Annotated in this window: 22 protein-coding genes and 3 pseudogenes; 8 read left to right on the forward strand and 17 right to left on the reverse strand. The window is 47.2% G+C overall.

Features of this window, described 5'->3' with window-relative positions; translation table 11 throughout:
* Positions 1-477 precede the first annotated feature (477 nt).
* From cmoA to Q0394_RS00925, 13 genes and pseudogenes are all read right to left on the reverse strand, one after another.
* A complete protein-coding gene (gene cmoA / locus Q0394_RS00870; protein WP_298945029.1) occupies positions 478-1,182 on the reverse strand; it encodes a carboxy-S-adenosyl-L-methionine synthase CmoA in 705 nt (234 codons plus the stop codon).
* Positions 1,179-2,060 carry a bifunctional riboflavin kinase/FAD synthetase gene (locus Q0394_RS00875; RefSeq protein WP_298945031.1) on the reverse strand — a complete coding sequence of 294 codons (882 nt, stop codon included), beginning with the start codon at positions 2,058-2,060 and terminating at the stop codon, positions 1,179-1,181. The genes cmoA and Q0394_RS00875 overlap by 4 nt, the downstream gene beginning before the upstream one ends.
* Positions 2,026-2,871 (reverse strand): annotated as a pseudogene (locus tag Q0394_RS00880) (SAM-dependent methyltransferase); the annotation flags it as partial. The pseudogene Q0394_RS00880 and the gene Q0394_RS00875, both read right to left, overlap by 35 nt.
* Before the next feature lie 231 nt (positions 2,872-3,102).
* A pseudogene (locus Q0394_RS11940) lies at positions 3,103-3,177 on the reverse strand (TlyA family RNA methyltransferase); the annotation flags it as partial.
* The gene (gene ligA, locus Q0394_RS00885) at positions 3,167-5,110 is read right to left on the reverse strand and encodes an NAD-dependent DNA ligase LigA (RefSeq protein ID WP_298945035.1); all 1,944 of its coding nucleotides are present in this window, start codon (positions 5,108-5,110) and stop codon (positions 3,167-3,169) included. The pseudogene Q0394_RS11940 and the gene ligA, both read right to left, overlap by 11 nt.
* 24 nt (positions 5,111-5,134) lie before the next feature.
* Positions 5,135-6,271 carry a dihydropteroate synthase gene (gene folP / locus Q0394_RS00890; RefSeq protein ID WP_298945037.1) on the reverse strand — a complete coding sequence of 379 codons (1,137 nt, stop codon included), beginning with the start codon at positions 6,269-6,271 and terminating at the stop codon, positions 5,135-5,137.
* Positions 6,268-6,888, reverse strand: coding sequence for a DNA polymerase III subunit delta' (locus Q0394_RS00895; RefSeq protein ID WP_298945038.1), 621 nt, complete (start codon positions 6,886-6,888; stop codon positions 6,268-6,270). Before Q0394_RS00895 ends, folP begins: the two co-directional genes overlap by 4 nt.
* Before the next feature lie 3 nt (positions 6,889-6,891).
* Positions 6,892-7,434, reverse strand: coding sequence for a HobA family DNA replication regulator (locus Q0394_RS00900; protein ID WP_297966370.1), 543 nt, complete (start codon positions 7,432-7,434; stop codon positions 6,892-6,894).
* On the reverse strand, positions 7,431-8,630 hold the full coding sequence (locus tag Q0394_RS00905; RefSeq protein ID WP_298790437.1) for an aspartate kinase: 1,200 nt from the start codon (positions 8,628-8,630) through the stop codon (positions 7,431-7,433). Before Q0394_RS00905 ends, Q0394_RS00900 begins: the two co-directional genes overlap by 4 nt.
* Positions 8,630-9,097: an RNA pyrophosphohydrolase gene (locus tag Q0394_RS00910; RefSeq protein WP_298945040.1), complete on the reverse strand. Its 468-nt coding sequence runs from the start codon at positions 9,095-9,097 to the stop codon at positions 8,630-8,632. The genes Q0394_RS00905 and Q0394_RS00910 overlap by 1 nt, the downstream gene beginning before the upstream one ends.
* Positions 9,098-9,314: 217 nt before the next feature.
* Positions 9,315-10,067, reverse strand: a complete 753-nt coding sequence (locus Q0394_RS00915; RefSeq protein WP_298945042.1) for a hypothetical protein — start codon at positions 10,065-10,067, stop codon at positions 9,315-9,317.
* A gap of 39 nt (positions 10,068-10,106) precedes the next feature.
* On the reverse strand, positions 10,107-11,243 hold the full coding sequence (locus tag Q0394_RS00920; protein WP_298945044.1) for a PepSY-associated TM helix domain-containing protein: 1,137 nt from the start codon (positions 11,241-11,243) through the stop codon (positions 10,107-10,109).
* Positions 11,244-11,330: 87 nt separating this feature from the next.
* Complete coding sequence (locus Q0394_RS00925; protein WP_366115492.1) at positions 11,331-13,292, reverse strand: TonB-dependent receptor; 1,962 nt, start codon at positions 13,290-13,292, stop codon at positions 11,331-11,333.
* Positions 13,293-13,407: 115 nt separating this feature from the next.
* Here Q0394_RS00925 and Q0394_RS00930 point away from each other — a divergent pair, with 115 nt between their 5' ends.
* From Q0394_RS00930 to Q0394_RS00965, 8 genes and pseudogenes are all read left to right on the forward strand, one after another.
* Positions 13,408-14,358 carry an AraC family transcriptional regulator gene (locus Q0394_RS00930; RefSeq protein WP_298945047.1) on the forward strand — a complete coding sequence of 317 codons (951 nt, stop codon included), beginning with the start codon at positions 13,408-13,410 and terminating at the stop codon, positions 14,356-14,358.
* A 261-nt stretch (positions 14,359-14,619) separates the two neighbouring features.
* On the forward strand, positions 14,620-15,672 hold the full coding sequence (gene hemW / locus Q0394_RS00935; RefSeq protein ID WP_298945049.1) for a radical SAM family heme chaperone HemW: 1,053 nt from the start codon (positions 14,620-14,622) through the stop codon (positions 15,670-15,672).
* A 65-nt stretch (positions 15,673-15,737) separates the two neighbouring features.
* The gene (tatB, locus tag Q0394_RS00940; RefSeq protein WP_002946440.1) at positions 15,738-16,142 is read left to right on the forward strand and encodes a Sec-independent protein translocase protein TatB; all 405 of its coding nucleotides are present in this window, start codon (positions 15,738-15,740) and stop codon (positions 16,140-16,142) included.
* Entirely contained in the window at positions 16,142-16,891 is a 750-nt protein-coding gene (tatC, locus tag Q0394_RS00945) for a twin-arginine translocase subunit TatC (protein WP_298945051.1), read from the forward strand. Before tatB ends, tatC begins: the two co-directional genes overlap by 1 nt.
* Before the next feature lie 25 nt (positions 16,892-16,916).
* The gene (queA, locus tag Q0394_RS00950; RefSeq protein ID WP_298945052.1) at positions 16,917-17,945 is read left to right on the forward strand and encodes a tRNA preQ1(34) S-adenosylmethionine ribosyltransferase-isomerase QueA; all 1,029 of its coding nucleotides are present in this window, start codon (positions 16,917-16,919) and stop codon (positions 17,943-17,945) included.
* 71 nt (positions 17,946-18,016) lie between these two features.
* The gene (locus Q0394_RS00955) at positions 18,017-18,970 is read left to right on the forward strand and encodes a hypothetical protein (RefSeq protein ID WP_298945053.1); all 954 of its coding nucleotides are present in this window, start codon (positions 18,017-18,019) and stop codon (positions 18,968-18,970) included.
* Between the two features lie 116 nt (positions 18,971-19,086).
* Positions 19,087-19,516: pseudogene (locus Q0394_RS00960) on the forward strand (VOC family protein).
* A 61-nt stretch (positions 19,517-19,577) separates the two neighbouring features.
* Complete coding sequence (locus tag Q0394_RS00965) at positions 19,578-20,177, forward strand: alpha/beta hydrolase (protein ID WP_298945055.1); 600 nt, start codon at positions 19,578-19,580, stop codon at positions 20,175-20,177.
* Positions 20,178-20,442: 265 nt separating this feature from the next.
* On the opposite strand, the gene ruvX is transcribed toward Q0394_RS00965, so the two are convergent.
* The 4 genes from ruvX to ilvC form a co-directional block, all read right to left on the reverse strand.
* Positions 20,443-20,817: a Holliday junction resolvase RuvX gene (gene ruvX, locus Q0394_RS00970; protein WP_298945056.1), complete on the reverse strand. Its 375-nt coding sequence runs from the start codon at positions 20,815-20,817 to the stop codon at positions 20,443-20,445.
* Between the two features lie 196 nt (positions 20,818-21,013).
* Entirely contained in the window at positions 21,014-21,781 is a 768-nt protein-coding gene (gene dprA / locus Q0394_RS00975; RefSeq protein WP_298945058.1) for a DNA-processing protein DprA, read from the reverse strand.
* The gene (locus tag Q0394_RS00980) at positions 21,778-23,394 is read right to left on the reverse strand and encodes a divergent polysaccharide deacetylase family protein (protein ID WP_298945060.1); all 1,617 of its coding nucleotides are present in this window, start codon (positions 23,392-23,394) and stop codon (positions 21,778-21,780) included. Before Q0394_RS00980 ends, dprA begins: the two co-directional genes overlap by 4 nt.
* Positions 23,395-24,417, reverse strand: coding sequence for a ketol-acid reductoisomerase (ilvC, locus tag Q0394_RS00985; protein ID WP_002946427.1), 1,023 nt, complete (start codon positions 24,415-24,417; stop codon positions 23,395-23,397).
* Positions 24,418-24,424 lie beyond the last annotated feature (7 nt).

Genomic DNA, 24,424 nt, shown 5'->3' on the forward strand with positions numbered 1-24,424 from the left:
AATCCGCATTTTGCGTATAAATCTCACTCTTTTTACGAGCTTTTTGGAAAAATTGCGACTATTTTACACACTTTAGCCTTAGAAAAATATTTCTTAAGGTAAAATTTATATATTTTTTACAAGCGAAGCGAAAATCGTATTTTTCATGCGACTTAATTTTTAAATTTTACCCGCCGAGACTTGCGCCTTTAAGACGCTAAATTTGGATTAGTTAAATTTGAGGGTACAGCTTTGATTTCTTTGTATAGAGCTTTAAATTTTAGCATTTTCAAGGTGCGGGTCTCGGCGACTCAAATTTGAAGCCGAAATTTGTAAATTTGACTTCAAATTTGAATACAAAACGATAAGGCGAAGTATCGTGAGATGATTTTGAAAGTTGTGCAGAAAATTTTAATCAAGACTAGGCATGTAGCCTGTCGTAGATTAAAATTTTCAAATCTCTTTCAAAAGTGCTCACGAGACGAGCCGCTAAATTTATTATTTAAACGCGACAAACGTCGCAAAATTCGCCCACCTAAAAATGCATTCTACGTTTTTAAATCCAGCGCTAAGCGCCAAATTTCTATTTTCCGCTTCGGTGTATGGTATGAGCACGTTTTCTAGCGCCTCGCGTTTTTGCGCAATCTCGTAGCGAGAGTAGCCCTGCTCGAGCTTGTATTTTTCGTAAATTTCGATCATATTTTTACTCAGCGTCTTATCCTCAAATATAAGCTTCTCGCTAAAAACAAACACGCCACCGTCATTTAGCGCGCGGTAAATTTTAGCTACGAAATCCTGACGCTTGGGCGGACGGATAAACTGCAGCGTGTAGTTCATCAAAACGGCGTCGCGGGCGTCAAATTCGCACTCCAAAATGTCCGCTAGCTCAAGCTCGATCCTAGCGCCGTACGCCTCAATTTTGGCGCGCGCGTTTTGCAGCATCGCAGGCGCGTTATCCACGCCTTTTAGCGCTAGATCGTTTCTCTTGCGCCAAAGAGCCAGCAGCGTCGAGGCGGTCGAGCAGCCAAGATCTATCGCGCTTGCGCCGTGGGGTAAAATTTGAGCTAAAAAATCGGCGATCAGCTTTTGCGAAGCCGCATAATACGGCACCGAACGCCCGATCATATCGTCAAACACCGACGCCACGCTCGCGTCAAATTCAAACTGTTTTTTTATCGGTTCTTTAAAGATTTCGTCTTTCACGGCTCGCTCCTTTGAGGTACACCATCGCCAACGACGTAGAGATCGCACACGCCGACGAACTCCATCGCCTGCTTGATGTCGGTCCCAATTTGCCCTTTTAGCTCCTCTAGACTTTCAAATTTGCGGTTGTCGCGCAGTCGCTTGATAAAGCAAACCGCAACGTCGCGGGCGCCCTCGATATTTTCGTTTAGCAAGTGCGTCTCGACGCTAAAGCTACCATCCGTACTCACGCGGTTGCCGATAAAGGTAACCGAGCCGTAGGTTTTATAGCCGATGCGAGTCCTCGTCGCATAGACGCCCTCGCGCGGCAAAAGGTAGCTTTTGATGTCCAAATTTAGCGTCGGTACGAGCTCGCGCGATCCGATACCCTGCCCCTTTATCACGCAGCCTTCGATCGAGTATTCGCGGCCTAGCAGGCGGTTTGCCTTGTAGATCTCGCCTTGTTTGATATATTCGCGTATGGCTGAGCTGTGCACGCCCATGCCGTCAAAGCAAACCTCGTCTACGACGACCACCTCGCCGTCAAAAATACGCCGCAAATCATGTTTGTCCCACGCCCTGTTTCGCCCGAAACGAAAATCAAATCCAACGACGATTTTTTGCAGATTTTTAAAATCTCGCTTCAAAAGCGCGATAAACTCATCGCCGCCAAGCCCTTTTATGCTGTCAAAATCATACAAAAAACACGGGTAGCTCGAGTACTCGGCGCGCTTTAGCTTTGGCGTGATGTTGGCTTTGTTTTTGTCGATCACGACTAGTCCGCCGTACTCGCCCAGCTGCTTTAAAAGCTGCTTGTGTCCGCGATGCACGCCGTCAAAGTGCCCGATCGCGACGGCAGTGATATTATCTTTTGTTAAAAGCGTAGAAAAATTCGGCATTTCCTTCCTTTCCTTTTACCTCGCATTCGAGCATTTGGCGCATTATCCAGCCCAAATTTGCCGCCGCAAGCTCAAATTTAGCCCTCGCCTCGCGCACGGCCTTTGCGTCCGTCACGACGCCTTTTTTATTTCGCTTGGCGCTCCTGCCGACCTCAAACTGCGGCTTAAAAAGCAGGATAATATCGCAGTTTTTGCCTGCTAGCGCGTCGATGGAGGGCAAAATTTCTTTAAGTGAGATAAAGCTCACGTCGCAGGTGATGAGATCAAATTTGTGTGCGACGTTTTTGGCGGCGTGGGAGTCAAATTTGGCGTTTTGGTTTTTTGCTGCGGAATCTACGTCAGTCAAATTTGACTCGTCCGTCCTGGCTCCAGCCTGCGTTAAATTTGACGGCGCAAAAGCCGGTTCGCATGGCTCGCTTAAAAATCCGTCTTGCTCGGCAAAATTTAATTTGCCGGGATTAAAATTTGGCTCGATTTGGTTTTTTAAATTTTGCCCCACACCATCAAATTTGCCGTCCGAGAGCGAGCTTTGAAACCCAGCCGCAAACTCGCGCACGTCGGTATTCTCAGCCACTTTCACGCGCGCATCAGTTCGCAGGCTTTTATCCAGCTGCGAGCTGCCCACATCTAGCGCAGTAATGCTTTTGGCGCCGTTTTGAAGTAAAATTTGCACGAAACCGCCCGTGCTTGAGCCCACATCTAGGGCATTTTTGCCTTTGACTTCTAGCGGACAAGCCGCCAAAAAGCTTTTTAGCTTTAGCGCGCCGCGTCCAACGTAGATTTCGCCGACGAGCTCTATTTTTGCGCCGTTTGGGTTTAAATTTCGCTCGCCGTTACAGGCCTTTTTACACGCGGTTTCGACAGCGTCCGTCAAATTTGCCTCGCGTAAATTTTTAGTTTCCGCTTCCGCACTATTTTTGCCGGCTTTCAAATTTACACCCGTAGCCTCGTCTAAATTTAGCGCGTCCGTGCCGTCAAATTTATCAAATTCGCCCACCTCAAAGCTAGGCTTAGAGCAAATTTTTCCGTTTAGCAAAATCTTGCCGCTTTTTATAAGTTCAGCGGCTTTGTTTCGGCTGATATTTAGGCGGTTTGCGACAAATAGATCAAATCTCAATCATCCGCCTTAGCTCGTCCTCGGTTATCGTAGCGACGCCTAGCTCGCGCGCTTTATCCAGCTTGCTACCCGCCTCCTCGCCGTAAAGTACGAAGTCCGTTTTCTTGCTCACCGAGCCGCTTACTTTTGCGCCGTTTGCTTCCAAAATAGCCTTAAATTCATCCCTGCTCTTGCTAAGCGTGCCCGTTATCACAAACGTTTTGCCGCTTATCGCGCTTTGCTTTGTCTCAAAACTCTGCGCTTGCGGGCTTACGAAACGCAAAATTTCGTCCAAATTTTGCCTATTTACCTGCATAAACTCCGCGTAACTCTCCGCCATTGCCTCGCCGAAGCCTTCGATCGCGGCCACCTCGCCAAAGCTTAGCTCGCGCCAGTTTTGCGGATAAATTTGAGCTATCTTTTTAGCCGCTACTTCACCGATGTGCTCGATACCCAGGCTCGCTATAAAGCTATGCAGTGCGGGTGTACGGCTAGCCTCGATGGCACCGAGTAAATTTGCGATCTTTTTATCCTTAAAGCCTTCTAACCGCGCCAAATCCTGCGCCGTAAGCTCGTAAATGTCGGCGATTTTGGCGACCAAGCCCGCTTCAAAAAGCTGATTTACGATCGCATCGCCAAGTCCGTCGATATTTAGACACTTTTTGCTCGCAAAATGTATGAGCGAATTTATCACGCGAGCCTTACACTCGAGGTTTTGACACTTGACGAAAACGCCCTCGTCTAGCAGCATCGACCCGCATACCGGGCACTCGCGCGGCCTCTCTATCGGGGTTTGCGAGCCGTCTCTGCGCTGTTTAAAGACTCCCGTGATCTTTGGTATCACGTCGCCCGAGCGGATAATGCTGATAAAATCATTCTTTTGCACGCCTAGGCGCTCGATCTCGTCGAAGTTATGCAGCGTGGCGGACTTTACTATCGCGCCGTCGATATTTACGGGCTCTAGCACGCCCACAGGAGTCACGACGCCGCTGCGTCCGACCTGAAACGCCACGTCAAGCAGCCGCGTGGTCTTTTCGATCGCAGGAAATTTATACGCAACCATAAATTTAGGAAATTTCTCCGTGTAGCCAAGCTCCTCGCTAGCCGCGATACTCTGCACTCGCACCACGAGGCCGTCCATCATAAAGGGCTTGCTATCTCGCTGCGCTACGAGCTCTTTATACGCCTCCTCGATCTGCTCGGCGGTGCGACAAATTTTGAAAAACTCCTCGCGCTCAAAGCCCTGCGAATAGATAAAATCCATCATCTGCGAGTAGGTTTCTAGGCCCAAATTTTGCTCGCCGTAGCCCCATGGCTTAAACCTCAGCCTGCGCGAGGCCGTCACAGCGCTATCTAGCTGGCGCAGGCTGCCGGCGGCTGCATTTCTAGGATTTGATAGCTGCGGCTCGCCCCTTTGTGCGCGGGCGAAATTTATCTCGTCAAAGTCGTTTTTAGCGATCACGACCTCGCCGCGGATCTCGATCCTACCGTTATAGGCGATTTGCAGCGGGATGTTTTTGATGACTTTTGCGTTACTCGTGACGTCCTCGCCCGTTATGCCGTCGCCGCGCGTGATAGCTCGCACGAGAGCGCCGTTTTCATAGAGCAAATTTAAGCTCGCTCCGTCAAATTTAGGCTGAAGCGCAAACTCCAGCCTCTCCTTGTCGCCGCGCTTTAGCCACGCCAGCAGCTCCTCAAAACTAAAAATATCCTCCATCGACCACATGCGCGCGCCGTGGCGAGCTTTTACAAAGCCCTCGCTAACCTCGCCGCCAACGCGCTTCGTCGGGCTAAACATCGAGATCTCGCCGGGATTTACTCTCTCAAATTCTAGCACTTTATGATAAAGCTCGTCATACTCCTCGTCGGTGGCTATGGGCGCGTCGTCGGTGTAGTAGGCCTTCGCCCACGCGTTTAGCGTATCTACGGCCTCTAAATACTCTTTTTTATCCATTTTTCCTCGTTAAATTTGCTTTGCTTACCACGCCGCGAGCTTTCTCATCGCGTTTTCCAGCCTAAACATCTGCGCGTGCTCGGCCACGTCGTGCGTGCGGATGATCTGAGCGCCGTTTTTAAAGGCCTCCAGATGCAGATAAAGGCTACCGGGCAAACGGTCTTTGATCTCGCTGGGGCTATAAAAATTTATGACAGATTTGCGGCTAGCGCCAGCTAAAAGCGGTAGTCCAAAGCGCAAAAAATGCTCCAAATTTTTTATCAAAATCATATTTTGCTCCGCCGTCTTGCCAAAGCCGATACCCACGTCCAGCACGATATCGCGGCATCCAAGCTCATTCGCGGCAGCGATCTTAGCCTCGAAAAACGCGTCTATCTCGCCGAGCAAATCATCGTAATGCGGATTATCCTGCATATTTTCGGGGCTGTTTTGCATGTGCATGAGGCAGTAGGTAGCGCAGTAGCGCGCCGCTAGAGCGCAGAGGCTAACGTCGCCCGTGATGTCGTTTATCATTTTAAAGCCGTGATTTAGCGCGTACTCTAGGCAATACGGATCAAAGCTATCTAGGCTAAATATCGCCTTTTCGTACAAATTTAGGCGGTAAATTTCGGCGAGTATCTTTTCAAGCCTGGCAAACTCAATCTCGCGTCCGACGTATTTGCTGCCTGGCCGCGAGCTGACCGCGCCCACGTCGATATACTCGGCACCCTGCTCGATCATCGCTTCGATTCTCTCGATGCCGCTTTTTTCGTTCACGCGGCTTGCGGCGTTAAAGCTATCTTCATTTACGTTTACTACGCCCATTATCTGTGCGCGCTGCGGTTTTTTAAACGGAGATTTTAAAAATTTAGTCAAATTTTTTAGACCGAAATCCTGTGCGGACTCTTTTTTGGCAAGCGCCTGCACCTGCGCATCGGTCGCCATCAAAAGTGCGGCCGAATTTGCGCCGTTTAAAATCACGTCGCGGTTAGTGACGAGCTCCGCACCCACGCTTAATGCGTCTTGTTTTAGGATATTTGCGGCAGGCGAGCGCAAATCTTTAATCAAAAAAAAGTTGATCGCCGACTTTTTTTTCATCAAATTTCGCCCCTCGTCGCTAGGACGGATAATCTCGCAGATCTCGTTGAAACCCGTTTGCGGATTGATTTTAAAAATTTTCATCTAAGCCCTTTTTCGTAAATCATAAGAAGTATCGGCGTAAGAAGCGCGTGAGTTTTAGTGTTTAGCTCGGCTAGGCGCACGGCTTTGAAAAAATACTCAAGCTCATCGGCGCTAAATTTAACCCCCTGCGCCGTAGCCTCCAGAGCTATGGCTGCGATTAGCTCTTTTAGATCGTTTTTGCCGAGCTTTTCGGAGCGCTCGAGAGCTGATTTTTCATCGATAAACGCGCAAATTTCTTTTAGCTCGAGGCGTTTGTAATCTAGCCCCGTTTTTTCGCGCTGCTTTTTTTCGAGTCTGTTTTCGGTAACCAGACGCGAACGAACGGTCGGCAGGAGCATATTTTTAGACTCGCAGGCTATGATAAAAAATATATTTTTAGGCGGCTCTTCTATGATTTTTAGTAGAGAGTTTTGAGCCTCGACGCGGAAATTTTTAGCGCCTAATACTAGCAGCTTAGGCTCGCTCTCGGCGATGTAGGCCTCGGCGGCAACCTCTTTTGCATTTTCTAGCAAAAAATCATCCGAGAAAAAAAATCTAACCGAATTTATGCCGTAAAGCCCTAAAATTTCCTCTTTTAAGGCTTCAAAATCGCTCGTGATTACGATTTTGCTTCGCATAGATTAAAGCGTTACTTTCGCAAATAAAGCAGCGTCTATGCTCTTATCAAAGAGCCTAAACAGCGACAAAAGCTTGATATCTAGCGCGCCGTCGGAGGAGCTTAGATAAAAGCTATTTTGCGCCTGCTCGTCAAAAAGCCACATGTAGCTATCGTCCTTGCCTTTGGCTATCTGCGAGCTTTTATCCGCGCTTTTGCCGACGTAAAAAAACACGTAACCGTTTGGAAAAGCAAGGCTAAGCATGTCTAAAAGCAGCGAGACTTCCTCTTTTGAACCGATATTTTCAAAAGATGGATAAAGCGCCTTTAGCGAGAAAAAGGGTAGTACAGGGCGGGCGTTTGTCGGCTTGTTTATATTTTTTAAAAAATACTCTTCAAACCAGCCGCGCTCACTATCTGTGATCAGGATAAACGCGCGCCCTTCGAGTAAAAATTTAAGCTTCGAGGCGAGCAGAGGCGTCCACTCGGTGCGCCTCTCCTCCATCCAACTCATCAGCGAACCCTCCTCGCGGATCGCCTCGAGCGTCCATTTTATAAAATCGCTCATTTATCGAGTTTATAAGCTTCGTGTAGCGCGCGAACTGCTAGCTCGCCGTATTTTTGATCGACTATCATCGAGATTTTTATCTCGCTAGTCGAGATCATTTGGATATTTATACCTTCGTTTGCTAGCGTTTGGAAGGCTAGAGACGCCACTCCGGTGTGGCTTTTCATACCAACGCCAACAACTGAGACCTTGACTATCTCGTCGTTGTATAAAATTTCCCTAGACGCGCTTAGCTTATCCATGCACTCTTTTGCGACGTGAAGCTCGTTTTGCGGTACGGTAAAGCCCAGATTCGTAGTGCCGTCTTGGCCTACGTTTTGGATTATCATATCTACGTTTATATTTTTTTCTGCAAGCGCGGTGAAAATCTCAGCCGCGATGCCCGGCTTATCTACCACGCCTCTTAAAGTTACCCTAGCTTGGTTTTTATCTAGCGCGATACCGCTTACTAGCACTGCTTCCATACTCTCTTCCTTTGTTATTAGTGTTCCTTCGTTGTGATTAAAGCTGCTTCTGGTGACTAAATTTACGTTTAGCTTTTTAGCTAGCTCGACTGAGCGGTTTTGCAGCACCTTTGCGCCTAGGCTAGCAAGCTCTAGCATCTCGTCGTAGCTGATCTTATCTAGCTTTTTAGCCTTTGGCTCGATGCGAGGATCAGTGGTATAAACTCCGTCTACGTCGGTATAAATCTCGCAAAGATCCGCATCTAGAGCGCCTGCTATCGCCACTGCGCTAAGATCGCTACCGCCTCGTCCCAGAGTCGTCGCGTCGCCCTTTTCGTCTATACCCTGAAAGCCCGCTACGACGATGATCTTGCCCGCCTTTAGCTCCTCTTTCATACGCTTAGTATCTATCGCCTCGATCCTAGCCTTAGTATGCACGCTATCGGTGATGATGCCAGCTAGCCTACCGCTTAGACCAACTGCGGGGTAGCCTAAATTTATCAGCGCTATCGTTAAAAGCGCGCAGGTAACGCGCTCGCCAGAGCTAAGCAGCATATCCATCGCCACGCCGTCGGGAGCCTTCGTATAATGCTCGGCGTACTCCACCAGCTGATTAGTCACGCCGCTCATCGCCGAGACTACGACTACGACGTCCGCGCCGCTTTTTTTAGTTTCTATGACTCTCGCGGCGACGTTTTCTATCCTCTCAAGCGTCCCAACGCTCGTGCCGCCGTATTTTTGGACGATTAACATTAAATAAATCCTTTCTCTTTAAAGTAGCCAATAACCTTACCGTAGATCGGCTTTTTGAAGTGGTTTACGTCGCTCAAAACCTCGCTTGAGTTTATAAATCTATATTCGTCAAATTCGGGCTTTTTGGTGTTTATATTTATCTTCGCGCTAGGTCTTAGCCGCACCAAAAAATACTTTTGCGTCTGCCCGTCAAAGTTATAAAATTTCCTACTACTCGTACCCTCAGGGAAGTCGTAGCTAAGCCACTGCGGATACTCGCTAAGCACGTCCACGTCGTCTGTGCCTATCTCCTCTTTGAGCTCTCTTTTTAGCGCCTCGCGCGGCGTCTCGCCCTCGTCTATGCCGCCCTGTGGGAACTGCCAGATGCCGGTCATATCGCACCTTTGCGCGATAAATATCCTGCAATCAAACGGATAAGAGGGCGCAAGTATGACCGCCGCGACGTTTGGTCTATATTTCTTTTCCATCTTTTTTTCCGAGAATTTTTAATTGTGGATTTTAACGAAAAATAGTTAAGATATAGCTAAATATCGCGAGGCCGGCGGAAAAATTTGGCGTCTATACTTAAAATTTTTATTTAAATTTTAAAACTACGGATTTTACTTTTTGGGGCGCGGTAAAATTTGCACGTTTTACTTGGTTATACGTCAAATTTTACCGCCTTGCTCGTCAAATTTGAGCCGTCTATTTTAGCTCCAGTATCGCCCGCACCTCTTCGTCGGTAAACAGACTCGCGCTTTCGTGCTTCTTGCGCTCGGGTGCGGATTTTGGCTCGGCGCGCGGCGTCAAATTTTGCCCGGACTCGTTAAAATCAAACAACGCAGCCTGCACAGAGTCGTCCGAAACGGCCGTTTTTAGGGCTTCATTATAAGCGGATATTTTACTAGACGGTGCCGTTTGCGTAGCTCCGTCAAAAACAGGAGTTTCGCGCGGAGCGGCGGTTTGCGCGCTTTGGCTAGTCGGCGCAGTTTTGGTTATTTCGCTTAAAGCGCTGGTTTGCGAAATAGCTTTTCCTTGCAGATTGGCGTCTTGTCGCGGCGCATCGTCCTGACTGTTTTGCAAATTTTGCTCCCATACGGAAGCCGTTTTCTCGCTATCAGCCATTAAATTTTGTTCAAATTTAGCGTCATCGCTAGCCTGAATACCTTCAAATTTTACGTTTTCATCAAATTTGACCGCCGCACTCTCGCCGCTACCGTCAAATTTATCATCTTGCAAAAACAAAGAGCTGTCCGATAAAAGCTCGTCCCGCTCGTATTGGCGCGCAAAAAGCTCGCTTACGTTGATGGCGTTGCCGTTTTCTAGGCTTGACGTCCTCTCGTTTGCGCACTCGCCGAGCTCCTCGATACCAGTTATACGCAGGCTTGGCATCACAGCCTTAAAGCTTTGCAAAATCGGCAAAAAAGAGCCGTCAAATCCATCTAAAATCACTCGCATATTTAGCCTTTTCAGTTTTTTGGAGCGATTTTATCAAATTTATCTTTTGAGCCGTTTTAAGCTCATCCAAAAGCCGCTTATAACGAAAAATAAAACCGATGCCGAAGCTAAACAAAATATAAATTTACCGATCTCGCCCAAAAAATATCCCGAGTGCAAGCTTAAAACCGCCTTATGAATCGCAAAAAGCCTGGGCATCGAGCTTTTAGCGTCGTCAAACCTCGCATGCCTGATAATTTGCCCCTTGGCGGCGTTTATCGTCATCGTATTTACCTTATCGTCCTCTTCCAGCCCTTTGTCAAAGTAAAATATCATAAAATTTTCGCCGTCTTCTTGCGTGATGACGTTAAAAAGCTCGTAATCCTCTCTATCTCGTTTAAAAATATCTATCGCAGTTTGTAAATTGGCTATCTTAGCCTCGTCCTCCAGCGAAAATCCCCTCACTTGCGTAAAGCTCTTTTTTCTGAAAATTTCCTTTTCGCCAAGCGCGTTATTTACGAGCTTTGCCGCCCAGTCATACGACCAGTAAAGTCCCGTAACACTCATAAAGGCTAAAAATAAGCAAAGATAAACGCCGGCAAATCCGTGCAGGCTGTACAAAAACGCATAGCCTTTGGCCTTGATTTTTAGAGCAAACGCGCGCATAAATTTAGTTTTAAAACTAGGATAATAAATTATCAATCCAGATATAACCAAAATAACCAAGGCGATAGAGCAAACCGCAACGATATGCTTGCCTATAAGCCGCAACGTCTCGTTTTTGCTAAGTCCAAGGCCTAAGTTAGTATGCAAATTTAACATTAGTCCGATAAATTTATCGCCGAAATTTTCGCCCGTTATCTCGCCCGTGTATTGGTTTATAAAATACGACTTAAACTCGCCTTTAGCATTCGTACCGGATACGCCTATAGCGTGATTTACGTCTGAGTTTATCTTGTAGTAGCTAAGCGTAAAATTCGCTTCCCTGGCTTTAAAAATATCTAAAATTTCTCTCGCAGTAAGCTCTTTTTCGCCTCGCTTGACGAAGGTTTTTTGTGAGTTTGCAAGGTCTATAATCTCGTCGTGGTAGGATATGACCGCGCCGCTAAGAGCGACGATAAGCAGCGGTAAAACACAGGCTAGGCTTAAAATCAAATGGACGTTAAACCAAAATTTCTTTTTCTTTAAAAACGGCATCTTTCTCCTTAAATTTAAACTCGAATTTTAAAAACCGATAGCAGGGCGGCGATCGATACACACCGCCCCGCTTAAATACGGCTAAATTTAAAAATTTACGTTAAATCCGAGTCTATATTTAATCCCGTCGGCGATCAAAATTTCATAGCGTCCAGATTTTGTCGTTACGTATTCGTTAAAGATATTATAAACGCTAAAATTTACGCTTGCGTTTTTAGTTAGCTTGTAGCTTGCGCCAGCGTCAAATAGCGTATAATCCTTTATCTCCTCGTCTCCCGGCGAGCCGTAAACGGCTCTGGTTTTGCCTAGATAGTTCATCTGCGTCCAGAAATTTAGATCAGGCGTCATATCGTAGTCAAGCCCTAGTTTTACGGTATGTACGGGTAGATTGTTTAGAGATTTACCCTCGTATGCGCCCGATTTTTGCTTTGATCTAGTGTAAACGTAGCTTGAGTGCAGGGCTAAATTTGATAAAATCTGCCAGTCTGAGGCGAGCTCGATGCCCTTTACTTCGGCCTTGCCGATATTTACGCTCTCCCAGATGCCGCGCCTATAAGTCTTGCCGTTATGCACGCAAGGAACGCCCGGGCGTGCGACGCAAACCGGCTTCGTACCTAGACCGTCTTTTATCCGCGTATAAAACGCCATCGCCGAGACGTTAAGGCTCTCGTCCCCGTATGCGACGCCGGCTTCGTAGTTTAGGCTGGATTCGGGTTTTAGGTCGCTTTTGCCCAGCTGTGCTCCCATGCCGCCGGCAAAAGGCAGGGCAAGCCCGTCGGTTCGCATCTTGATATCAGGCGTCGAGTAGCCCGCCGATACTCCGCCTTTTAGCGATAAATTTTCGCTTAGATGATATACGGCATAGCCGCGCGGAGATACGTGTCCGCCGTAGTCTTTGTCGTGATTATATCTTAGGCCGGCAGTTAGCGTGAACGCGTCGGTTACGTCAAAATCGTCCTCGCCGTATAGCGAAAAATCATATCTCTTTATGTTTGCGGCATCGGCCGTCGTTGCCTTTTCGTTTAGCCTTTCTCTTCTGTATTCAGCCCCCAGACTTAGCGTGTTGTTATCAAAAAAATACGTTCCCTTGGTATTTAGCGTCGTCGTTTTTAGCGTGAGGTCTTGTTGTCCGCTTTCTTTCATATGATCGTGGGTTAAAAAGCTTTCAAGCAGCAGCTTGTCGTATTTGCCCGTATGCGAGAGTGAGGCGGTATATCCGCTCATCTTTTCAAACGCAACGCTCGTATTATCGCCGGTAGCCCTTCTTAGCGTCTTGCCTTCGGTGCGCTCGTATTTATTTACTACGCGGCGCAGATCCAGCGCTATTTCGTCGTTTTCGGTGGCGTTATACATGATTTTCGCGCCGAAATTTACGTCCTCGTTTTTGCGGTTCGTAAAGACTTGCTCGTCTTCAAATTTATGAAAATACCGCCCGTAAAGCGCGATACCCAGCACGTCCGGGATCACTGCGCCGTTTGCGTAAAAACCGGTTTGGTAGTCGTCGTTTATCCCGCTTTTGCCTGCAAGCGTGTAGTAGCCGTTTACATTACCGCTAAACTCGTTTGAAAAGCCCTTAGTGATGATGTTTATGACGCCTCCCATCGCATCCGAGCCATATAGCGAGCTCATCGGCCCTCGCACGATTTCGATACGCTCGATCGTGTTTGCCGGCGGGAGGAAATTTTGAGCGCTACCGACCGCGCGAAGCCCTCTATACGCGCTATCGCTGGTCGCAGGGCGGCCGTCTATTAAAATTTTAGTGTATTTTTGACCAAGGCCTCTCATCGTAATACCGCGTCTGCTAGCCGCCCCAAGTGTCGCGCCGAACACGCCCGGAGCGTCTTTTACGACGCTTTCTATATCTTGATGATTGCGCCTGGCTATCTCTTTTTGCGAGATTACCGAAACGGAAGCGGGCGCGTCTTTGATATTTTGCTCAAAACCCGTCGCGCTAGTTACGGTAACTTCGTTTAGTTTCACTTCGTCGGCCGCCTGCGCGCAAGATAGCGCTAAGCAAGCTAGCATAGGAATTTTAGGCATACTTTTCACCTTTAGACTCCTTATTTAAATTTAAACCCTATTTTACTATAATCAGATAATTATTATCAATACTCCGATAAACGGTAGAGGGATTTTTTATCAACGCTAAAAGGATAAAAAACAAATGAAGGTCGAATTTAAAGATATTTTACGCGCAAACGAGCAAGAAGTCGCGCAAAATTCGGTGCGCTACGGACAAAGCACGTGGCAAGAGCAAGATAGAAAATGTAAGGTTGAGTTTTTTAAAGGCACAAGCGGCGCAAGCTACTGCAGGAGCGAAATAATCTGCAACAAAAGCGTAAAAAGACGGCTTGAAAGGAGCGCTGGCTACTGCTTTTTGCTCTTTAACGACGCAAGGCTCGATACTGGGCTTAAAGCGGATAAAAAAACTTTTTGTCTAAAGGCCGGAGAGTTTTGGATGGGGCGCGTGGATAGCGGATTTGAGGGTATCTGCGAGTATCAGAGCAATAACTATGCAGGACGATGCATCGTGCTAAAAAACGAACTAGCCGACGAGCTAGCGGTATTTAAAAACCTAGGCGAAGAAAACGAAATCTGCATCCAAACGGCTAAGATAAATTTAGCCCAAAGCCTGATTTTACGGGAGCTTTTAGCTGCGAGCGAGTTTGAGGGCAAGATGCGCGAAATCTTTATGGAAGCTAAAATTTTAGAGCTAATCTACAAAAGCTTAGGCGCGCCTAAAACGCCAGAAGCCGATGAAAAAAAGCGCGATTTTAGCGACGAATACGTAAAAATTTTAAATAAAGCTAGGCAAATTTTACTAAGCGACGTCCAAAATCCGCCCAGCATAAAAGAGCTAGCCAGAGCGTGCGCGACGAATGAATTTAAGCTAAAAACAGGCTTTAAAAGCTACTTTGGCGATACGATCTACGGGCTGCTAGCAACCGAGCGGCTAAACGCGGCGAAAAAACTTTTAGAGCGCGGAGACGTCTGCGTGAGCGAAGCCGCAAAAATCGTCGGATACGCCAGCGCTCCGCACTTCGCAAAGATTTTTAGAGAAAAATTCGGCGTTTTGCCGACGCAAATTTTAAAACAAAAGAAATTTTATACGTAAATTTAACGCTCTTGCGGAGCTTTGCGGGAGTTAAGTTAAAATCAAATTTAAACATATCGGCGCGACTTTTTAAATTTAACGGGCGGCAAAAACGGCGGTAAATTTTAAAATTTAAAAGCGTCAAATAGCTTACCGGAGTCGGTTTTGCGCCTAAACCCGGCCTAAATTTACAGCAAACCGATCGCCAAACGGCGCGAAAGCCAAAACACCGCGCGATAAAGCCGCAAAATCTGCTAAAATACGGCAAAAACAAAGGTCAAAATGCTTCTTTACGTCCACATCCCGTTTTGCGAGAGCAAATGTCCATACTGCGCCTTTGGTTCGGTGGTGGGCAAACGAAATTTAACGAGCGCGTATTTTGACGCGATGATTGCGGATTTTAGGGAGCAAATTTTAAAATTTGACGTAAAAAACGGCGAGATCGAGACGGTTTTTATCGGCGGAGGGACGCCTAGCGCCGTAGACGCGGGCTACTACGAGCGGCTATTTGAAGCGGTCGCGCCATATCTGGCAAAGGACGCCGAGATCACGACGGAGGCAAATCCAAACTCGGCAAGCCTAGCGTGGCTATCGCAGATGAAATCATACGGCATAAATCGCGTGAGCTTCGGCGCTCAAAGCTTTTTTGAGGATAAACTGAAATTTCTCGGGCGCATCCATGACGCGAGGCAGATCTACGAAGCAGTCACAAACGCCAAAACCGCGGGGCTAGAAAATATAAACGTCGATCTCATCTACGGCACGAAGCTAGACACCAAAAAACGCCTCGAGCAAGAGGCACAAAATATCCGAAATTTAGGCGTTTCGCACGTATCGGCGTATTCGCTAACGCTTGAGGAAAATACGCCCTTTGCCGGCAAGATAAACTACGCAAAAGATAGTCCGAGGCTGGCGAAATTTATGATAGATCGCATCGAGGAGATAGGACTAAAACAGTACGAAATCTCAAATTTCGGTCAAATTTGCAAGCATAACCTGGGCTACTGGCAGGGCAAAAACTACCTTGCCATCGGTGCATACGCAGTCGGATTTTGGCGAGATCATCGTTTTTATAACGCCTCAAATTTAAACGCTTACGTAAAAAATCCGCACGCTAAAAAAATAGAAAATTTAAGCGCGGACGAGCTAAATTTAGAGCGCATATTTTTAGGCGCTAGAAGCATCGTGGGCATCGATCAAAACAGCCTAAACGCCGAGCAAGAGCAAAGAGCGCTGCTGCTAAAAAATAGCGGGAAATTAAAATTTAAAAACGGGCGATATTACGCCAAAAATTTCCTCACTGCGGACGAAATTTCTTTATTTATCGCGGGCTGATTTATGCAAATTTGAGATAAAAAACGCTAAAATGAGCACTTTAAAATAAAAATTTAGGATAAAAAATGTTTGGCATGAGCTTACCAGAGATCATCGTCATAGCCGTCATCGCGGTGCTATTTTTGGGGCCCGATAAGCTTCCTAGCGCGATGGTCGAGATAGCGAAATTTTTTAAAACCGTCAAAAAAACGGTCAATGACGCAAAAAGCAGCTTCGATCAAGAGATAAAAATCCAAGAACTCAAAGAGGATGCGAAAAAATACAAAGAAAGCATCGCAAAAACCACCGAAACAGTGCGAAAAAAGCTTACCTTTGAGGAGCTTGACGAGCTCAAAAAAGGCGTAAACGACGTCACTAGCGGCATCACGGACGGCCTAAACGACGTAAAAAAGAGCGTCGAAGCGGTCAAAAATCCAGGCGAAGCCGTCAAAAACGCCGTACTGGGCGATAATGAGAAAAAAGAGGCGTAATGTTTGAAGAGCTAAAACCGCATTTAATAGAACTTAGAAAAAGGCTTTTCATCAGCGTCATGACCGTGATCGTGATGTTTGTCGTGTGCTTTAGCTTTTGGAATCAAATTTTAGACTTTATCATCGCGCCGTTGCAAAACACCCTGCCTGACAATCAAAAAATGGTCTTTCTCGAGGTGCAAGAGCCATTTTTCGTAGCGATGAAGGTGGCGTTTTTTACGGGGTTTTTGCTCTCGTTGCCGATTATTTTTTGGCAGTTTTGGCTCTTTGTGGCGCCTGGACTTTACGAAAACGAGAAAAAATACGTCATACCGTTTGTGATCTCGGCGACCTTTATGTTTCTCGTTGGCGCGGCGTTTTGCTACTACGTCGTCGTTCCTATCGGTTTTGCATTTCTTATAAATTTCGGCCAACAACTATTTTCCGCGATGCTAAATATCGGCGGCTACGTCGGCTTTTTTACGAAACTGGTCATTGCGTTCGGTATCGCGTTTGAGCTTCCCGTTATCACCTTTTTTCTCGCTAAACTCGGCCTAGTCGATGATAAGATGCTTAAAAACTCCTTCCGTTACGCTATCGTCGTGATTTTTATATTTGCCGCAGTTATGACGCCTCCGGATATCCTCAGCCAGTTTTTGATGGCCGTGCCTCTCATCGGCCTTTACGGGTTTTCTATCTTTATAGCCGCCCGCGTAAATCCGGCTAAAAACGAGGAGTCGGAAACCGACGAAGAAAAAGAGGACGAATAATCATGAAATCAAGTAGGCTAGCCAAATGAGTCAAATTTTAAATCCAAACTCGCTTGACGCCTACGACTACGAGCTACCGCCAGAGCTGATCGCAAATTTTCCGACCTTTCCCAAGGAGGACGCCAGACTGCTAGTCTACGAGCGAGCTAGCGGGAAAATCTCTCATCTAAAATTCGGCGACTTGCCTGAAATTTTACCGCCTTGCGATATTATTTTTAACGATACCAAAGTCGTAAAAGCTCGAATTCTCGGCAAAAAAGATAGCGGCGGAGAGACGGAGCTTTTGCTAAACTCTCCGCTAGCGGACGGTAAATTTAGCGTCTATATAAAAGGCAAAGTTCGCGCGGGCAGCGTTTTAAATTTTAACCAAAATTTGACCGCCGAGGTCTGCGAACTCTTTGACGACGGCTCGCGCACGGTCAAATTTAGCCAAAACGGCGAACTTTTGGACACGGCCGCGCTTTATAAAATCCTATCTCGCATCGGTCACGTGCCTCTACCGCCATATATCAAACGAAGCGACACCAAAGACGATGAGAGCTGGTATCAAAGCGTATTTGCTAAAAACGAAGGTGCGGTGGCTGCTCCAACGGCTAGCCTGCACTTTAGCGACGAGATGATTGACAAGCTAGCAAAAAACCGCGAGATAGCCTACCTCACGCTGCACGTGGGCGCTGGGACATTTAAGGGCGTGGAGAGCGAGGATATCACGCAGCACAAGATGCACGCGGAGTTTTACGATATCCCGCAAGATACGCAAAATTTAATCAACTCAGATAAGCAAATCCTGGGCGTGGGCACGACGGTAACGCGCTGCGTAGAGGAGTTTGCTAGAAGCGGCAAGTCTAGCGGAGAGTGCAGGCTGTTTTTAAATTTAAACAACAAACCCATCCGTCAAAACTACCTGCTGACAAATTTTCACCTACCAAAATCGACGCTAATCATGCTAGTAACCAGCTTTATCGGACTTGAGCAGACTATGCGGATTTATAAAACAGCCGTGGAGCAAAAGTACAAATTTTACTCCTACGGCGACGCGATGCTGGTTATATAGCCGTGAGTTTCGCGTATATTTTCCTGATTTTTGCCGCGTTTTATATAGCGGTTTTGGGCAGTTGCTATTTTATGGATAAATTTAGAAGGTCAAATGGCGTGATAAAAAAAGAAACTATGCAAAAAAACGGTACGAGCGAGACCAGCAAATCTAGCGAGGCAAACACGCTACCCAAAGTCGATATCGCGGGCGGTTTGCTGTTTTTGGCATCCTCGCTAAACGAGGACGCGCAAAAAAACACGAACTACGTGCTGCTAGACTACGACATCGCCTATCCTAGGCTATTTTACGCAGATATCGCGGCTCTTGCAAAGCTCATCGACGCGATGGCTCAAATTTTCCTTTTAAACGTCTCAAACTCGACCGTTACGATCAAATTTTTACTCTCGAACTACTACAAAAACAACATCAAATTTACACTTAGCGTCCACTGCGATCATGACTTTTTTACGAGCAAAAGCACGCCTCGCGTAAATATGAACGCGCAAAGCCGCAAATACTACGAAACGGCGATGGCGCTAGCCGAGCAAAACGGCTCAAGCATCAGATTTGAGTTTGATCACGGCGCACGCATTAGCACCGAGATTTCGTTGCGTCTTTGCGACGACAAGCTCGATCTCATGCAAAGTTTTAAGATAAAAAATCCCAAAAATTTTAGCGCCCTCATCGCCGAGCCAAACCCCCATTCATTTAATATCATCAAAAAAGATCTCGAGTTTATCGGTATCGACGTGAAGCCGAGCAACGAGTGGAGCATCGTAAAGCGCCACATAGAGGACATGATCTTTCGTCCTAACGTCGTCTTTATCGAGGAGAGCCTGCTACGCGAGATAGATGATGCTCTAGCTACGCTTTTGATAGAAAAAAAGATCGCGCTAGTCGTGCTAAAAACCACGAACGCGGCGATAAATTTAAACCCAAAAATCCGCGTTTGGACGCTAGTTCAGCCCTATCTATCCGACACTCTCGTGCGTATCTTAAATGAAGCTTACGAATTTGAGATGCAAAACGGGGATAAAATTTAGCTTTCTGAAATTTTACTCGCATTTTTAAACTGCCTTGCTTCGTTTGATAACGCCAAATTTGACCCAAAACCACTAGCTCCAAAATGATATAATAAACCAAAATATCGGAGGCTAAAATGAATAAAATAACCTGCATCTGCCTAGGCGTACGAAGCATGCAAAGGGCGCTGAAATTTTACAGAGACGGCCTGGGATTTGAGACGGACTGCAAAGAGGACAATCCGCCCGTATGCTTTTTTAATACGTCCGGAACCAAATTTGAGCTCTATCCCTTGGGCGCGTTGGCGCGAGATATCGACGAAAATAATCCGCCAAAGGGCAGCGGATTTGGCGGCATCACGCTAGCCTATAACGTAAAAAACAAAGAGGACGTGGATAGCACCATAGAGCTAGTAAAAAAAGGCGGGTGAAACTATCGTCAAGGAGCCTCAAGATGCGTTTTGGGGCGGATATCACGCGTATTTTGCCGATCCGGACGGATACTACTGGGAGGTGGCTTGGGGGCCTGATTTTAAATTTAACGAGGACGGACTACTCAAATTTTAACTAGTTGCGGCGTTAAAGTGCTTTTATTTTAGCCCCTTACCCGCTGCAAAAAGGCAAAATCATGAAAGATATAGTCGTATACATACACGGAAAAAACGGAAGCGCGCAAGAAGCGGCCCATTATCAACCGCTTTTTGCAGATAGCGACGTGCTGGGATTTGATTACAAGGCTCGCTCGCCGTGGGATGCGAAAGAGGAATTTATGCCGTTTTTTGAGCACATCCTTAAAAACCGCAGATCCGTGACAATCGTCGCAAACAGTATCGGCGCGTTTTTTGCCATGCATGCCTTACAGGGCATGGGGATAAAAAAGGCGTATTTTATTTCGCCGATCGTAAATATGCAAAAATTGATCGAAAAAATGATGTCGCAGGCGTGTGTGAGCGAGGAGGAGCTGCGAGATAGGGGCGAGCTGGATACAGAATGCGGAGAAAAACTTTCGTGGAAATATCTTTGCTACGCTAGAGAGCATCCTATCTGCTGGACGGTGCCGACGCATATTTTATACGGCGAAAATGACGATCTCACCTCTTTTGAAACGATTTGCGAGTTTGCAAACCAAATCGATGCAACGCTTACCGTTATGAAAAATGGCGAACACTGGTTTCACACAGCAGAGCAAATGCGTTTTTTAGATGACTGGATACGGAGCTATAGCTGATCGGGGGGCTAGGTTTGGATAAAATTTGACTCCAAGTCGTAGCGCTCCCAGTCTATGCGATCAAATTTAACTTGCAAATCTGCCGCTCAAGTCGCTTTTAAATTTTATGCAAAATCTCGGCTAAATTTAGCGCCGAGCCGTAAATTTGACTCAAATTTTACTCACTCTATACGAGGTAACGATCGGCCGAGACGGCCTCAACGCAACTCTGGCGCAAAACTCAAATTTGCCGCCCTTTTACCGCGCGCCAAATTTGCCAACCGCCTCAAAGCCCCAAATACCGCTTTAAAATAATCATCGCCGCGATGCTATCTAGCCGTCCGTCGCGCCTGCCATCGGCGTAAATTTCGCTCGCCTCAAAGCTACTCATCGACTCGTCTTGATAAACGACCTCGCCGTCAAATTCGAGTAGCGATACAAAGTGCGCGATCCGCCGCCGCATCTCGTCCTCGCTAGATCCCCCAAGCGGCACACCCACGACAAGCTTTTTTGCTCCGTATTCGCGCAAAACTGCGCTAACGTCGCGCGCTGCTTGGTTACGATTTTTGCGCAGTACGGGCGTTTGTGGCATCACGGTTTGCCCGACGGCTAGCGCCACGCCAATACGTTTTAGCCCAACGTCGATGGCCATTATGCTCATTTTTATCCTTTAGATTTTCAAATTTAGCGATAAATTTGACGGCCGGCAAGCTCAAATTTGACAGTATCGCTCCGTCAAATTTACAAAAATAAAACGTCGCCCGGGCGCATTTGATACCGTCAAGCCGCCAAAATTTACTTCAGATTTTACCGCCGTTTTAACAAAAACTTGCGCGGCATAAATTTAACGCTAAATTTTACTCCGCAAATACCGTAAGTCCAGATATTCGCAGTTTGCCTTCGAGTTCGTATTCGTAAATTTTATCGCCGAATTTTGCTAAGGCCGCATCGAGACTCGCGCCGTTTTTACAAAATTTTATCACCTCGTCCTCTTGCACAGGTGCGGGTTTACCGCCGAAACGAAGCGCAAAGGCGTCAAAATCGTTTATCAAATTTGCCGCGCCGCTAGCTATTAGCTCATTCGTCCCGTCGCTCTCGCCTAGGCGCTGAGGCAGCGTAAATATCGGCATGCCAAGCTCTTTTGCCATGCGCGCGCTTTGCATCGAGCCGCTTTTAGCGTCGGCCTGCGCGACAACTAGAGCCTGCGAGAGCGCGACTACGATGCGGTTTCGCTCCAAAAATCTATAAGCAAGCGGTGGCTCGCCTGGGTCATACTCGCTAAGGGCTAGCGCATTTTGATAGATTTCCTTGATAATTTTGGCGTTGCTTGGCGGGTAGATTTTGTTTAGTCCGTTGCCAAAAACCGCGATGGTATGCGGATATGCACCCTTGTGTGCGGCGATATCTACGCCGATGGCCGCACCACTAACTACGCAAACGCCGCTGTTTGCTAGCGTCCTAGCTAGCGCCTCTACGCACTGCCTGGTGTAAGCGCTTGCCTTTCTGGAGCCTACGATCGAGACCATCGGACGCTCAAGCAGGGCTAAATTTCCCTCAAAATAGAGCTTTTGCGGTAGCTTTTTTAGACGCGAAAGTCCGCTAGGAAGCTCGGTTAAGACGTTCAAAAAAGATCCTTTAAATAGACGACTTCGACCTCTTGCAGGAGTTTTGCGCTTTCTTGCAGGACTTCGATCGTGTTTTTGTGCGGATGGCCGATCGCGATGGCGTATGAGCGCTTTTTAGCCAGCTCGACGGCGTATTTTAGCTGCTTTCGCACCGCCGCTTTTGAGCCGTCGTGATCCAAAAATACGTCGCGCGCGATGTATGGCATCGAGTATTTTTTCGCTGCGCCGTAAACCTTGGTCGGCGAAGTCGTCTTACTATCGACGAATATCAAATTTTCGTCCCGCATCGCCCGCATCATCCTATCCATCGCGGCCGCATCGCTCGTAAATCGGCTGCCCGTGTGGTTGTTGATGTATTTTAGATTTGGAAAGTCTCGCTTGATACTTTGCAGTTTTTTTGCAATCTTTTCATAGTCGTCGTCGACCGCGAGAGTGCCGATCTCAGCGCCCTTAAAGCCGCCTAGAGCCTGCATAGGCAAGTGAATCATATAAAAGCTAAAACGCCGCGCCAAAACAGGCGTCTCGGGGTGGGCGGAAGTAGCTGGGAAAAAGGACGGCGTGAGCTTTAGATTTACCGCTTTTATCGCGTCTGCCTGGTGCTTGTACGCCACGTCGTCAATGATGATGACTAGGCGCGGTTTGTAGCCGGCTTTTACGGCTGCCTTTACCTCGTTTGTCTCGGTCGCGCTTTTTTTATCCGTCTTTTTTGTGTCTGCAAATTTGGCTTTTTCGTCTTTTTTAGGCTTTTCTTTTTCTATTTTTTCTTGCTCGTTTTGCTCGGCGCTTTGCGGCGCATTTTCGGCGTCAAATTTTACTTCAACCTGCCCCACCTGATCGTTTGCGGTATCTTTTGCGTCGCTAAATTCAATATGGATTTTTTCTTTTTTTAGCGCTTGCTCGAGGGAGTTATTTTGCGCCTGCGACATAGGCGTATCGTCAAAGATCACGGCTTCGGAATTTGCAAAAATATGCGTTCTTTGAGGCGCTTGATAGCCATCAAATTTAACGTTATCGCCGCTATTTTGAGCGGATTTAGCGGGCTCGTTTTTAAAGTTTAAATTTGACGAATTTAGCTCGACGCCACCTTTTTTAGCGCTCGTTTCGCCAAGCTCGGAAGTGTCGCGGGATGCTAAATTTATGCTCTCAGGCAAGATTTTATCTTTAGTCGCAGGCGCGCCCTGCTCGTTTGGCAAATTTTGATAGTTTTTTTCTTCAGCTCTAGCTTTTTCGCCGCCGATTTTTACTTTACCTTTAGCTTCCGCCTCGTCAAAAAGTGCCTTTATATCGGTCAAATTTGCTCTTGAGCGCACGCCCGATGCGGCTTGCGCGTCTTTTATGGTGACTTTTTCGGAGTCGCTTGAGGCCGAAAGACTTGGCTTGTGGCTTAAATTTTGCTTTTGCTCGGGCTCGCTTTTATTGCCGAAATACTGCTCGATTTTAGCGATTAGCGCGTTGTCGCTCTTAACTTTTACTCTGACGTCCAGCAGATAAAACGCCCCGACAAGCAAGATACAGGCGATGAGAAAAGCGGAAAGTAGTAGCTTTAGGCCGCCGCGCGAGCGCCCCTTTTTGGAGCGCCTTTTCGCGGCTTTTTTTCTAGGTTTCGAGTTCAATTAATTTTTGCTTTGATCGATGAGTTTGCCCGCACTTATCCAAGGCATCATGGAGCGTAGTTTTTTGCCAGTTTGATTTAACAGGCTTCTTTCGGCGATGCCGCGCTCTGCGTTCATGCGTACGTATCCGGCCTTGCGCTCGAGGATGAAGTCTTTTGCAAATTTACCGTTTTGGATCTCTTTTAGGATTTCTTTCATCGCTTTTTTGCTATCTTCGCCGATGACGCGCGGACCGCTCACGTAGTCGCCGTATTCTGCGGTGTTTGAGATAGAGTAGCGCATATCGGCCATGCCGCCTTGATACATTAGATCGACGATTAGTTTTAGCTCGTGCAAGCACTCAAAATACGCCATCTCAGGCTCATATCCAGCATCTACCAACGTCTCAAAGCCCGCGTTTACCAGTGCGCAAAGTCCGCCGCAAAGTACAGCCTGCTCGCCAAAAAGATCGGTCTCGGTCTCGTCTTTAAAGGTAGTCTCAATGATGCCCGTTCTACCGCCGCCGATCGCGCTAGCATAGCTTAGAGCTAGTTCTTTGGCCTTTCCGCTTGCGTTTTGCTCTACGGCGATTAGATCAGGGATGCCGCCGCCTCGTACAAATTCGCTTCTTACGGTATGGCCAGGTGCTTTTGGAGCGATCATGATGACATCGATGCCTTCAGGAGCTTTGATCTGTCCGAAATGCACGTTAAAACCGTGTCCAAAGGCTATCGCGTCGCCTTCGTTTAAATTTGGCTTTATATCTCTTTCAAAAATTTCAGCTTGAAGCTCGTCCGGAGTCAGTATCATTATGACGTTTGCAGCCTTTGCCGCTTCGGCTACTGTTTTTACCTCAAAGCCCTTTGCTTCGGCTTTTGCCCAACTTTTACCGCCCTTTGCCAGACCCACGATCACCTTTACGCCGCTATCGCGCAAATTTTCAGCATGCGCGTGTCCTTGCGAGCCAAAACCTATCATTGCCACGGTTTTGCTTCTAATCAAGCTCAAATCGCAATCTTTGTCATAGTAAATGCTTACTGCCATATTCTCT

This window comes from uncultured Campylobacter sp., from assembly GCF_938039205.1.
GTDB lineage: Bacteria > Campylobacterota > Campylobacteria > Campylobacterales > Campylobacteraceae > Campylobacter_A.

Bases quoted from the DNA above. Each gene is read 5' to 3' on its own strand.
- Q0394_RS00875 (WP_298945031.1), bottom strand. From the start codon at position 2,060: ATGCCGAATTTTTCTACGCTTTTAACAAAAGATAATATCACTGCCGTC.
- ligA (WP_298945035.1), bottom strand. From the start codon at position 5,110: ATGGATAAAAAAGAGTATTTAGAGGCCGTAGATACGCTAAACGCGTGG.
- folP (WP_298945037.1), bottom strand. From the start codon at position 6,271: ATGAAAATTTTTAAAATCAATCCGCAAACGGGTTTCAACGAGATCTGC.
- Q0394_RS00895 (WP_298945038.1), bottom strand. From the start codon at position 6,888: ATGCGAAGCAAAATCGTAATCACGAGCGATTTTGAAGCCTTAAAAGAG.
- Q0394_RS00900 (WP_297966370.1), bottom strand. From the start codon at position 7,434: ATGAGCGATTTTATAAAATGGACGCTCGAGGCGATCCGCGAGGAGGGT.
- Q0394_RS00905 (WP_298790437.1), bottom strand. From the start codon at position 8,630: ATGTTAATCGTCCAAAAATACGGCGGCACGAGCGTTGGGACGCTTGAG.
- Q0394_RS00910 (WP_298945040.1), bottom strand. From the start codon at position 9,097: ATGGAAAAGAAATATAGACCAAACGTCGCGGCGGTCATACTTGCGCCC.
- Q0394_RS00915 (WP_298945042.1), bottom strand. From the start codon at position 10,067: ATGCGAGTGATTTTAGATGGATTTGACGGCTCTTTTTTGCCGATTTTG.
- Q0394_RS00920 (WP_298945044.1), bottom strand. From the start codon at position 11,243: ATGCCGTTTTTAAAGAAAAAGAAATTTTGGTTTAACGTCCATTTGATT.
- Q0394_RS00930 (WP_298945047.1), top strand. From the start codon at position 13,408: ATGAAGGTCGAATTTAAAGATATTTTACGCGCAAACGAGCAAGAAGTC.
- hemW (WP_298945049.1), top strand. From the start codon at position 14,620: ATGCTTCTTTACGTCCACATCCCGTTTTGCGAGAGCAAATGTCCATAC.
- tatB (WP_002946440.1), top strand. From the start codon at position 15,738: ATGTTTGGCATGAGCTTACCAGAGATCATCGTCATAGCCGTCATCGCG.
- tatC (WP_298945051.1), top strand. From the start codon at position 16,142: ATGTTTGAAGAGCTAAAACCGCATTTAATAGAACTTAGAAAAAGGCTT.
- queA (WP_298945052.1), top strand. From the start codon at position 16,917: ATGAGTCAAATTTTAAATCCAAACTCGCTTGACGCCTACGACTACGAG.
- Q0394_RS00955 (WP_298945053.1), top strand. From the start codon at position 18,017: ATGGATAAATTTAGAAGGTCAAATGGCGTGATAAAAAAAGAAACTATG.
- Q0394_RS00965 (WP_298945055.1), top strand. From the start codon at position 19,578: ATGAAAGATATAGTCGTATACATACACGGAAAAAACGGAAGCGCGCAA.
- ruvX (WP_298945056.1), bottom strand. From the start codon at position 20,817: ATGAGCATAATGGCCATCGACGTTGGGCTAAAACGTATTGGCGTGGCG.
- ilvC (WP_002946427.1), bottom strand. From the start codon at position 24,417: ATGGCAGTAAGCATTTACTATGACAAAGATTGCGATTTGAGCTTGATT.